An 11,662-nucleotide genomic window follows, 5' to 3' on the forward strand; every position below is an offset into this window, starting at 1 on the left:
CAATGGCCAGCAGTCCGGCTCCGGAGCAGGAGGCCGAAAGTGTCACGGTGACCGGCACGCTGTTCCACGATCCGAACGCGACCAGTTCCTCCGAAATCACGCATATCACGCGCAAGGACATGCAGCAGCGCGGCCTGAAAACCGCCAATGACATCCTGCAACAATTGTCGGCGAACGGTGCGGGCAATCTTACCAGCCAGTGGGCGGCGGGTGGCGGCTTTGCCCCCGGTGGATCGGCGCCATCGCTCCGTGGCCTCAGCACCGACTCGACCCTCGTCCTCATCGACGGGCAGAGAAACTCCTACTATCCCCTCGCTGACGACGGCGAGCGGGATTTCGTCGATACGACATGGATTCCGCAATCCATCATGGAGGGTGTCGACGTTCTGCAGGACGGCGGGTCCGCGACCTATGGCGCCGATGCTGTGGCCGGCGTCGTGAACTTCACGACCCGCAAGAACATCCAGGGATTCGAGGCCAATGCCGAAGGCGGCCTGTCGCAACGTGGGGATACGGGCCATCAGCGGCTATACGCAACATATGGCCACGGTGACCTGAATCGCGACGGATATAATTTCTACATCAATTCGGAATACCAACAGGACGACGCTTTATACTATCGCCAGCTTCAATCCCCCTATAACAACGGCGACCTCACCAGCCTCGGTGGATCGAACGGAAACACGAACACCCTGCTTCCCGGTACGAACCAGTTCAATACCAATTACACCGGCTCCACCTCCGCCGCGATTGTCCGGCCCTTCGTCAATGGGGCAGGCGTCGGCGGATACAGCCTGCTCAACCCGCAAGCCGGATGCGGCGGCCTGACGCCGGTTTCGGGGTACAATTTCACGGGAAATGACACGTCGCTGACATCGGCGTGCTCGCAAAATTCCAAGCAATATGCAATGGTGCAGCCGGACCAGCGCCGGGTCAGCGCGACCGCGCACTTCACGGCGAATGTGACGGATAATTCGCAACTGGTCGCGATGTTCAACTGGTCGCAAGCCCGGACCATAACGACGTCGGCGCCTTCCCCATACGGGACGGCGACGCAGGCGGAACTGGTGTCGAGCAGCCCGGTCGTCCTGCCATGGCAGCTTTCCAACGGCCAACTGAATCCGAACGATCCGTATGCGGCCCAGCATCAGGACGCCCAGATCGCAGGATTGTTCAATCAGGTCCCGGTCACGACCGATACGTCGAACAATTTTCGCGGATCGGTACGCTATACCGGCTGGGCGCGTTCGAACTGGGGATCGGACTGGAACTACGATGCTGACTTTGTCGGCATGAATACGCTGCTGAACCAGGTTCAGACAGGCCAGCCTTATCTCAGTCACCTTGAAAACGCCATTGCCGACGGGTCCTATAACTTCGTCAACCCGTCCCAGAATTCCAGAAGCGCCACGAACTACGTCTTGCCGGTCAACACCATCAATGCTCGCTCGCAGGAGTATTCCGGCCAGGCAACCTTGAGCAAAGGCCTGTTCAAATTGCCCGGCGGAATGGTGAAAGTCGCGATCGGCGGAAATATCCGTTACGAAGCCGTAAACGATCCGAATGCCAATCCGCTCGATGTGAACAACCCCGCCAATCAGTGGGCCATCTATAATCCGGTGGCCCAGGTCGGGCATCGCTGGGTCGAATCCGGATTCTACGAAGTCAATATTCCGATCGTCAAAATGCTGAATATCGACACATCCGGTCGGTATGACAATTATAACGAGCAATCGGAAAATTTCAGCCACTTCTCGCCGAAAGTCGGCTTTCAGTTCAAGCCCATCAAGCAGATCACACTGCGGGGAACCTTCAACCGCGGCTTCCGTGTGCCCAGCTTTGCCGAAACGGGCGGACAGACCGAAGGCTTCGTGCCGGTACAGTGGGACCAGACAAACCCCGCCATCACCGCCTGGCAGAACAGCCACGGCAATGATGGATATGTTCAGTCGGGGAATTACATCGGGCAGTTGAACGTTGGCAATCCGCAGCTGAAGCCGGAAACCTCGACCAGCTATACCATCGGTCCGGTCTTCAATCCGACGAACTGGCTGACCATTTCGGCCGAATACTACTACATCAAGAAAAACCATTTCATTACGAGTGGTATCCTGAACCCGAACGCCTACCTCAATCAGTGGGTTGAGAACGGTGGTTCGAACGTGGGGCTGCCTGCCGGAATTACGGTCGTTCCGGGCCCGAAAGACGGCAATTACCCGAACGCGCTGGTGGCCCCCGCTTATGTCGCGGGCGAATACATCAACGCCAAAAGCATGATGACGGATGGTGTCGACCTGTCGATCAGCGCGCATGCCCATCTTCCGGGTGCGCTGCATGACGTCACATGGTACAGCAATGGCCAAGCGACCTACGTCAGGCGCTTCAACCAGGTCAACCCTGATGGATCGATTTACCAGTTCGCCGGGACGCTCGGTCCGTATTCCGCCGTTTCCGCTTCGGGTACGCCGCGCTGGCGCGCGAACTGGTCGAACACGTTCGCCTGGAAAAAACTGGCCGTTACCCCCACCGTCTATTACACGAGCGGTTACAAGACAGTGGCGGATGATTCCGGCGCGACGGCGCCTGCCGCCGATGGACGTTACAGCCATAGCTGCGCGAATTCGGTCGGGATGTTGCAGTTTAACGGCCCGGCCTATCCGACCCAGTGCCGCGTCAAGAGTTTCTGGGATGTTGATCTGACCGTCAATTATCAGTTCAACAAGAAATGGTCGATATACGCCAACGTCTATAACCTTCTCGGTTTCCGCGCGCCGTATGATTACGCGACGTATGGCGGATACCTCTACAATTCTTCATGGTCGCAGAAGGGTGTGATCATGCGCTCCTTCCAGTTCGGCGTGAACGTCACGCTCTGACGAAACCCGATACGGGAAGAAAAGGGGGTGGTCTTCGGACCGCCCTTTTTTTGTCGGCGGAATGACGGCCGCTTCGCGGCGGTCTTCTACGCTGCCCGCCCGATTTGCGTTGTGCACCCAACAGGGGAACAATGGCGGGTAGATGATCAGGCTTGCTGGTCCACTACACCGGAGTTTCCGTATGAATTTCAAACCCGCCATCGCCACGCTTTTATTGGCGAGCACGGCCCTGCTGTCAGGACCTGCCCTGGCCGAATCTCCCTTCGATTTCGCCCACGCACCCGGCCAGTTGCCGAAAGATGTGGTGCCCGCCGCCTATCGGATCGACATCGTCACCGACCTGAAGCGCCTGACCCTGACCGGGCATGAAGACATCGACGTCAACGTCACGGCCCCCACCGCCAGCATCACGCTGAACCAGGCGGGCCTGACGCTGACAGCGGCCACGCTCGACGGCACGGCGGCCAAGATCACGCAGGACGACAAGGCCCAGACGGCGACGCTGACCCTGCCGCAGCCCATGGCCACCGGGGCGCACAAGCTGGCGATCACCTATCGCGGCCCCATTCCGGCCACGCCGAACGGCATCTATTACGATGATTACCGCACCTCCAACGGCAAGCAGCACCGCATGCTGGTAACGCAGTTCGAGGTCGCGGACGCCCGCCGCATGTTCCCCGGCTGGGACGAACCCGCCTTCAAGGCGACGTTCCAGTTGACGGCGACCCTGCCGGCCAGCTTCACCGCCGTCAGCAACATGCCGATCGAATCGTCCACGCCGGCCGGCGCGAACGCCAAGCGGGTGGTCTTCGGCACCTCGCCGCGCATGTCCACATACCTGCTGGCCCTGGTGGCCGGTGACATGAAGGCCGTCAGCGGCAAGGGCGGCGACACGCCGATCAATGTCTATGCCCCGACCGGCGAGCAGGAAAAGGGCCGCTACGCGCTGACCGCCGCATCGCAGATCCTGCCCTATTACAACGCGTATTTCGGCGTCGCCTATCCGCTGCCCAAGATGGACCTGATCGCCATTCCCGGAAATTACGAGGCCGGGGCGATGGAAAACTGGGGCGCCATCACCTTCATCGACGACGACCTGCTGTTCGACCCCAAGACCAGCGCGCCGACGACCCAGGAAGCCGTCTATATCGTCGTGGCGCATGAAATGGCCCACCAATGGTCGGGCGACCTGGTGACGATGGGCTGGTGGGACAATATCTGGCTCAATGAAGGGTTCGCCACCTGGATGGAGACCAAGGCCACCGACCATTTCAACCCGACCTGGCAGATGTGGCCGCGCCAGCATTACGAACGCGAACAGGCGATGGCGCAGGATGCCCATCCGACCACGCACCCCATCCAGCAGGTGATCCACGACGTCAGCGAGGCCGATACCGCCTTCGACCGGATCAGCTACCAGAAGGGCGAGCAGGTCATCCGGATGGTCGAGGACTGGCTGGGTCCCGATATCTTCCGTGACGGGATGCGCGCCTATATGAAGGCCCACGCCTACGGCAACACCACCAGCGCCGATCTGTGGGTCGCGCTGTCGCAGGTGTCGCACCAGGATGTGGCGACCGTCGCCCGCAGCTTCACCGAGCAGCCGGGCATCCCGCTGGTCACCGTCGGCCGACGCTGCGAAGCCGGCAAGACGACCCTGACGCTGACCGAAGGCCGCTTCGCCATCGGTGACGCCCATCCGCTGCCCGCACGCTGGAACATCCCCGTCACCATCGGCGGCCCCGGCGTCACCGCGCAGCGCGTCATCCTGACGCCCGACCAGCCGGCGCACCTGACCTTCACGGGCTGCGACCAGGCGCTGAAGGCCAATCCGGGCGAAAACGGCTATTATCGTACGGCCTACGATGCGTCGTCGCTCACCGCCCTCGGAAAAGCATTCGGCCAGTTGAGCGCCGTCGACCGCGCCAACCTGCTGGGCGACCAGTATGCGCTGTTCCAGGCCGGCCTGGCACCGCTTTCGACCTGGCTGGACCTGGTTGCCACCCTGCCGGCCACGCACGAGGACAATATCGCCGTCTGGCAGGACACGATCGGGCGCCTGAAGGATCTGGACGCGATGGAGCGCGGCAGCCCGTCCCGCCTCGCCTTCCATGCCTTTGCCCGCGCCCTGCTGGGGCCGCAACTGGCACGCCTGGGCTGGACGCCGCGCGCGGATGAATCCTTCCTCGACACGCTGCTGCGTCCGCAGGTGATCACGGCCCTGGGGCAGTTCGACGACCCGGCGGTCATCAGCGGCGCGCAGGCGCGCTTTGCCGCCTATGTGAAGAACCCCGGCAGCCTGCCGGCCAGCCTGGTCGATCCGGTCACTTCGGTCGCCGGCCAGCATGCCGATGCCGCGACCTACGCGACGCTGGTGAAGATGCTGCACGCGGCAACCAGCACCGAAGACAAGCTGCGCTTCTTCAGCGCGCTGGCGGCGGCGCATGATCCCGCCTTGATCCGCCAGACCGTGCAGATCGCCTATAGCGGCGTCATCCCCAACGGCCGCGTCGCCCGCTCGCTCGCCCGGGTGGCCGCCACCAGCGACAATCCCGATCTGGTCTGGTCGCTGGTGCAGGACCCGCAGACGCAGAAGCAGATCCGCGCACGTCTGGCTCCCTGGTCGCAATCCGCGCTGCTGCCGGCCATCGCGTCGCACTCGGTCAACCCGGACGTGGCGAAGGCACTGGCCGCCGACCCGTCGGCTACAGCCTCGATCGGCGCCAAGATCGAGGCCCGTAAGGCCACGGATCTGATCGCCGCCAATGCCGCCATCGCGGCGCGGGCCCAGGCCGACCTCACCCCCTGGCTGGCCGCCCTGTCACACTGACCACCATCGAAGCGCCGGAACACACAACGGATCGTTTCAGGCCGGCGGGGCCTGAAACGATCTTCTCCGGCGATACGATTTCCGGGCACGATCAACCGTAGCCCTCTCTGCCGCCGGCAGCCCTGTTCGCCCGCATGGATTCGCGAACATTGCCCCGGCGCCTCTTCTGAATCCTCCTTCAAGGCCCGTTGGGCAATAGGCTCTGAGGCGCGAGAGCGGCCTTATGGGCCGGCACGGCCGAGCACGGAAATCATGCGGCGAATCGCCGCCAGCGATATTTGCCAACAGCCCCGGCAAACCCGCCTGCGGCCGGAAAACATGGGAACGGCCCCGTGATTCGCCTCCCCACATCCATCCTCGCCCAAGACCCGGCCTTCATCCACCCTCCACCATCATTGGGAAAATGCAGGTGCCATTGCTTCAACCCGACGCCAGCAGCCTGGACGATGTGAGAGCGGAATAAAAAGAAAAGAATAGCGCAAATATATTCGCAAAAAGATCTCCGGAATGTCCATTCTGGAAATTTTATCGAATGCCATCTCGCCTCCGTTCTATTGTTCAATCAAAACAATCCCTTCGGGCAGAAGCATTTATGTTGCACCAATGCAACATAACGAACGAAATTCGTTACGAACAGAATGGAACGGTCGACAGGGTCGTCGTCTTTATGCGTATTTTGTTACCGCTATGTAATAGGAAGTTAAGCATGGTTTCTTGGCATCATGAGGATGGTGATCGTAACGCGCGGCACTTCTATGCCGGGTGGATCAACATGCGCTTTTGTCAGGACCTTACCATATGCACACGCGGGGGCTTGGCGCAGCCGGCCCGATGTCCGCGCCGTCCCTGACGGCCGCAGAACGTTACAAAAACCACATGACAAATATGGTTCGGATGCCCATGCGGTCATGGGTATTTTGTAATTCTTCAGCAAGCAAGATCATTCAAAAATCAGAATGATAAGCCAGGGACACAGTATGCCGGACCTGGAATACCTCCGGTGCTCTTCTTATTTCATGTCAATAAAATTCGTTCCGGAATCAATCAAATCGGAACAGCTTTCCCCTCAAGCATAAGAACGATCCAGGAGAAATTCATGGGCGATCGCCGAGCCAAACAGACGACATCCAGAACTTTTCGACATAGAAACATCCTTCTTCTGGCCTTCACGGCCATGAGCGGAATGGTGTGTTCCCCTGTCTTCGCCCAAGGCACGATGACGGCGACGCAGACGCCCCGCAAGCATATCAAGCCGACCAAGGCGACTAAGAAGACGGTCGCACCGACCACGGCAACGGCCCCGGTGACCACCAGGCCGGCCGTCATGGCGCCGAACGCCGCGATCGTGGCGCAGACCTCGACTGCCCCCGTCGTGCCGACCTCGGCGGAAGCCGAAAATGTCGTCGTGACGGGTTCGCTGATTCGCGACCCGAATTTCCGCAGCGCCTCCCCCATGACGCATCTGACGTCCAGGGACCTGCGGCAGCGCGGAATCACGACGGCTTCCCAGGCGTTGCAGCAGTTGGCTTCCAACGGTTCGGGCAACCTGCCGGCCAACTTCTCGGCCAACGGTGCCTTCGCGGCCGGCGCCACCGCACCGTCCTTGCGCGGCCTGACGACGGACTCGACCCTCGTCCTCATGGACGGGCAGCGCCTGTCCTACTATCCGCTTTCCGATGACGGCGAACGCAACTTCGTCGACAGCAACTGGATTCCGATGTCGATCATGGAGACGATCGACGTGCAGAAGGACAGCGCCTCCGCCACCTACGGCGCCGACGCGGTCGCGGGCGTGATCAACTTCATCACCCGCAAGCAGATCAAGGGATTCGAAGCCAACGCCGAAGGCGGGCTGAGCGGTCAGGGCGATTCCGGCCATCAGCGCCTCTACGCCACCTACGGCCATGGCGACCTGGATCGCGACGGCTACAATTTCTACGTCAATGCCGAGTACCAGAACGATGACATGCTGTACAATTCGCAGCGTGGCTATCCCTACAACACGGGCGACCTGACGGGTATCGGCGGCTACAACGCCAATCCAAACGCCGTCCAGGCCGACGGCTCGGTCACGGGCATCGGCGCGACCACGACCGCGCTCGTCCGGCCGGTCTCGGTCGGTTCCAGCGGTGCGCTGACGCCGCTTGGCGGCCTTCAGCCTCTTGGCGGCTGCGGCGACCTGACCGCGCACAACGTGCCTGTGGGCGCGTTCCCCGGCAGCACCGGTAAATTCGCGAACAGCATCTGCGAGCAGAACACCGTCGGCAATTACAAGGTGATCACCCCGGCAGACCGCCGCGTCAGCACGACGGCGCATTTCACCGTCCGCCCGTGGCAGCGGGCCGAGCTGACGGGCATGTTCACCTATTCGCAGAATCTGAACTACAATACCGCCACCCCGATCAGCATCCGCTCGCAAAGCCGCTCCGGCGATATCAGCTTCGCCAATATCACGCTGCCGGCGCTGCTGGCCAACGGGCAGTTGAACCCCAACAACCCGTATGCCGCGCAGGGGCAGGCCGCCCAGATCTATTATCTGTTCGGCGACATGCGCCCCACGTCTACCCAGTTCAACCAGGCCTATCGCGGCTCGGTCCATCTTTCGGGCTGGGAACCGTCGAACTGGGGCTCGGACTGGAAATATAACGCGTCGTTCGTCGGCATGACCGACGACCTGGCCTATGTCCGGACCGGCTACCCGATCTTCAACCGCGTCCAGCAGGCAATCAACGACGGCAGCTACAATTTCATCAATCCGTCGATGAACTCGGCCGCCATCCGCAACTGGATCGCGCCGCGCTCGACGCAGCACTCGGATTCCTCGGAATATTCGGGCGAACTGACTTTGCAGAAAGGCCTGTTCAAACTGCCGGGCGGCATGGTCAATCTCGTCGTCGGCGGCAATATCCGCTATGAATCGCTGAACAATCCCAGCGCCAACCCCGACGATCCGTTGAATCCCAGCGCCCAGTATATGGGCATCAACGGCTTCTACGCGAAGGGCAGCCGGTGGGTGGAATCCGGTTTCTTCGAGACCTATATTCCGTTCGTCAAATATTTCAGCGCCGACGTGTCCGGTCGCTATGACAATTACTCAGTCGGCTACAACCGCTTCTCGCCCAAGGTCGAAGCCCTGATCAAGCCGATCAAGGAATTCACGCTGCGCGGCACCTTCTCGAAGGGCTTCCGCGTGCCGAGCTTCGCCGAAACCAACAGCCAGACGGTCGGCTACGTCACGGACAATCCGTCCAGCCACTCCTATACGTCCGCCTTCCTCGCCCAGCATCAGAATGCCGCTGGTACGGGGCCCGACGCCTATGCGCAATCGTACAGCCTGGCGCTGAACACGGTCGGCAACCCCAATGTGAAGCCTGAACTGTCGACCAGCTTCACCGGCGGTGCCGTCATCCAGCCGACACGCTGGATGAACCTGAGCGTCGATTACTATTACATCAAGAAGGACAACTATATTACGACGGCCAACCAGGCGACGGCGCTGGAAGCCTATTACACCGGTTCGCCCATGCCTTCCGGCATTTCGGTCATCCCGGACGTCGCCGATCCGGATCATCCCAACGCGCAACCCCGCGCTGGTATCGTCAATCTCGGCTATATCAACGGCGCCTCGCTCACGACCGATGGCCTCGACCTCGCGCTTGATGCCAATATCCCCCTGCCTGGCAAGCTGTCGAAGATCAAGTGGTACAGCAAGGGCGAAGCCACCTATATCTTCCGCTACAACATCACCTATCCGGGCGTAGGCACCGAGCGTTTCGCGGGAACCCTGGGACCGGCCAACACAACTTCGGCGTCCGGAACGCCCCGCTGGCGCGCCAATTGGGCCAATACCTTCACTTATGACAAGCTGTCGCTGACCACGACCGTTTATTATACCAGCGGCTACAAGCTGACCGCGGAAGACTATAATGGTCCCGGCACCCGCAACGACTGCTCGACAGCCGCCACCGGCTTCGCTGGCGAAACAACGCTGGATGGCAACCCCATCCGCTGCAACGCCCCCAGTTTCTGGGATGTGGACCTGACGCTGGCCTACCGCATCAGCAATCGCTTCTCGGTCTATGCCAACATGTACAATGTCGGCAACTGGAAACCGGCCCTCGATCTCGGTACCTATGGCGGCTATCTGTACAACCCGTCCTGGGCGGCAGCCGGCATGCTTGGCCGCGCCTTCCGCTTCGGCGTCAACGTGACGCTCTGACACTCTGCACGATTGGGGTGGTCTTTCCGGACCACCCTTTTTTTGACCAGAACATGCAGCCTCGCAGCATGTCTGCGTCTCCGGCTTCTTCCCGCCCTCTTTTTCGAAATCGTGGGAAAGCCTGGTCGGATCCTCTTCCGCCTGACCTGCCATGGAGACTTCCTTCTATCTTGAAGGAGAGGCTGGCTTATTGAGAGGACAGATTGATGAAGCTCAGCCGCTTCAACAAGAAACCGATCCGCCAATTCCGGGCGGTTCAATCCCACACGGACAAGTAGGCCACCCCGTCAAAATAGGCCGGACATCAATCCGCGCCGAACACATCGCGCGTGAAGATCTTGTCCTCGACATCGATGAGTTCCTGGGTGCGCCGGTTCGCCACGATCACATCACAAACCGCCTTGAACTCCGCCAGATTTCTTACAACGCGCGAGCTGAAGAATCTGTCCTCGTGCAGGGCAGGCTCGTAAACGACGACTTCGATTCCCTTGGCCTTGACGCGCTTCATGATTCCCTGAATCGCGCTCTGGCGGAAATTATCCGACCCGGCCTTCATCACCAGTCGATAGATACCGACCACCTTAGGCTTCAGCGCGATGATCCGTTCCGCCAGGAAATCCTTGCGGGTACGGTTTGCGTCGACCACCGCCGAGATCAGATTCTGCGGCACCTGGTCGTAATTGGCCAGAAGCTGTTTCGTATCCTTGGGCAGGCAGTAACCGCCATAACCCAGGGAGGGATTGTTGTAATGCTGCCCGATGCGCGGATCGAGGCACACACCATCAATGATCTGACGTGAATCCAGGGCACGCGAAAGCGCGTAGCTGTCGAGTTCGTTGAAGAAGGCAACACGCAGCGCGAGATAGGTATTGGCGAACAGCTTGATGGCTTCGGCTTCGGATGGATCGGTAAGAAGGACGGAGATGTCCTTTTTTACTGCCCCTTCGATCAGCAGATCCGCAAAGCGACGCGCGCGCGCACTGCGCTCACCCACGATGATTCGCGAGGGATACAAATTGTCATAAAGCGCACGACCTTCCCGCAGGAACTCGGGCGAGAAGATCACCTGGTTGGTATGCATCCGTGATCGGACGGCCTCGATGAAGCCCACAGGTATGGTCGATTTGATGACGATGGTTGCCGATCTGTTCAGCGCGATGACCTGAGAAATCACCGCCTCCACCGACGAGGTGTCGAAATGGCTGGTTTCCGTATCGTAGTTCGTCGGGGTGGCGACAATAACGAAATCAGCATTCCGGTAAGCTTCAGCGGGATCAGTCGTCGCCTTCAGCGAAAGCCGCGCGTTGGCGAGGAAATCTTCCATCTCGCTGTCGATGATGGGCGACCGGCGTGCATTCACCTTCTCGACACGTACGGAACTGATGTCGACCGCTGTCACGTCATTGTGCTGCGCCAGCAGAACGGCGTTCGACAAACCGACATATCCAAGCCCCGCAACCGCGATCTTCATATAGTCCTCGCTTCACATCAATCCATGGAGTCCACGGGGCGAATTGACCTTGCCCCCGACCTGCTCTGAAGCTTTCATCCAACTGAAGGTAGACCTCAGGGAAAGTTAAGCCCTTGGTTGTAGGGTGTGCAATGGGGCCAGGATCGGAGTGACCCTGCTGACCCTGCTCCCAACATGCCCTCAGTTTTGAGTCAGATTCGGGTAGCATCTGATTTTATTATGTTTTATTTTCAGCCCATCATCTGCCCAAAGAAAAACCCCACGAA

At 60.2% G+C, this 11,662-nt stretch carries 4 protein-coding genes; 3 read left to right on the forward strand and 1 reads right to left on the reverse strand.

What is annotated here, in order from left to right; translation table 11 throughout:
* The first annotated feature begins 2 nt into the window (after positions 1 to 2).
* From HLH36_RS17865 to HLH36_RS17875, 3 genes are all read left to right on the forward strand, one after another.
* Positions 3 to 2,876 carry a TonB-dependent receptor plug domain-containing protein gene (locus HLH36_RS17865; protein ID WP_246377019.1) on the forward strand — a complete coding sequence of 958 codons (2,874 nt, stop codon included), beginning with the start codon at positions 3 to 5 and terminating at the stop codon, positions 2,874 to 2,876.
* Positions 2,877 to 3,057: 181 nt separating this feature from the next.
* Positions 3,058 to 5,706: a M1 family metallopeptidase gene (locus HLH36_RS17870; RefSeq protein WP_182987641.1), complete on the forward strand. Its 2,649-nt coding sequence runs from the start codon at positions 3,058 to 3,060 to the stop codon at positions 5,704 to 5,706.
* Positions 5,707 to 6,889: 1,183 nt separating this feature from the next.
* Complete coding sequence (locus HLH36_RS17875) at positions 6,890 to 9,925, forward strand: TonB-dependent receptor plug domain-containing protein (protein WP_182987642.1); 3,036 nt, start codon at positions 6,890 to 6,892, stop codon at positions 9,923 to 9,925.
* Positions 9,926 to 10,229: 304 nt separating this feature from the next.
* On the opposite strand, the gene HLH36_RS17880 is transcribed toward HLH36_RS17875, so the two are convergent.
* Positions 10,230 to 11,396 carry a nucleotide sugar dehydrogenase gene (locus HLH36_RS17880; RefSeq protein WP_182987643.1) on the reverse strand — a complete coding sequence of 389 codons (1,167 nt, stop codon included), beginning with the start codon at positions 11,394 to 11,396 and terminating at the stop codon, positions 10,230 to 10,232.
* Between the last annotated feature and the right edge of the window lie 266 nt (positions 11,397 to 11,662).

Origin of the sequence: Gluconacetobacter aggeris (assembly GCF_014174395.1) — a bacterium.
In the GTDB taxonomy this organism is placed as follows: Bacteria; Pseudomonadota; Alphaproteobacteria; order Acetobacterales; family Acetobacteraceae; genus Gluconacetobacter; species Gluconacetobacter aggeris.

What these genes read in the sequence shown, in the direction of transcription:
- HLH36_RS17865 (WP_246377019.1), top strand. Translation starts at nt 3, where the DNA reads ATGGCCAGCAGTCCGGCTCCGGAGCAGGAGGCCGAAAGTGTCACGGTG.
- HLH36_RS17870 (WP_182987641.1), top strand. Translation starts at nt 3,058, where the DNA reads ATGAATTTCAAACCCGCCATCGCCACGCTTTTATTGGCGAGCACGGCC.
- HLH36_RS17875 (WP_182987642.1), top strand. Translation starts at nt 6,890, where the DNA reads ATGGTGTGTTCCCCTGTCTTCGCCCAAGGCACGATGACGGCGACGCAG.
- HLH36_RS17880 (WP_182987643.1), bottom strand. Translation starts at nt 11,396, where the DNA reads ATGAAGATCGCGGTTGCGGGGCTTGGATATGTCGGTTTGTCGAACGCC.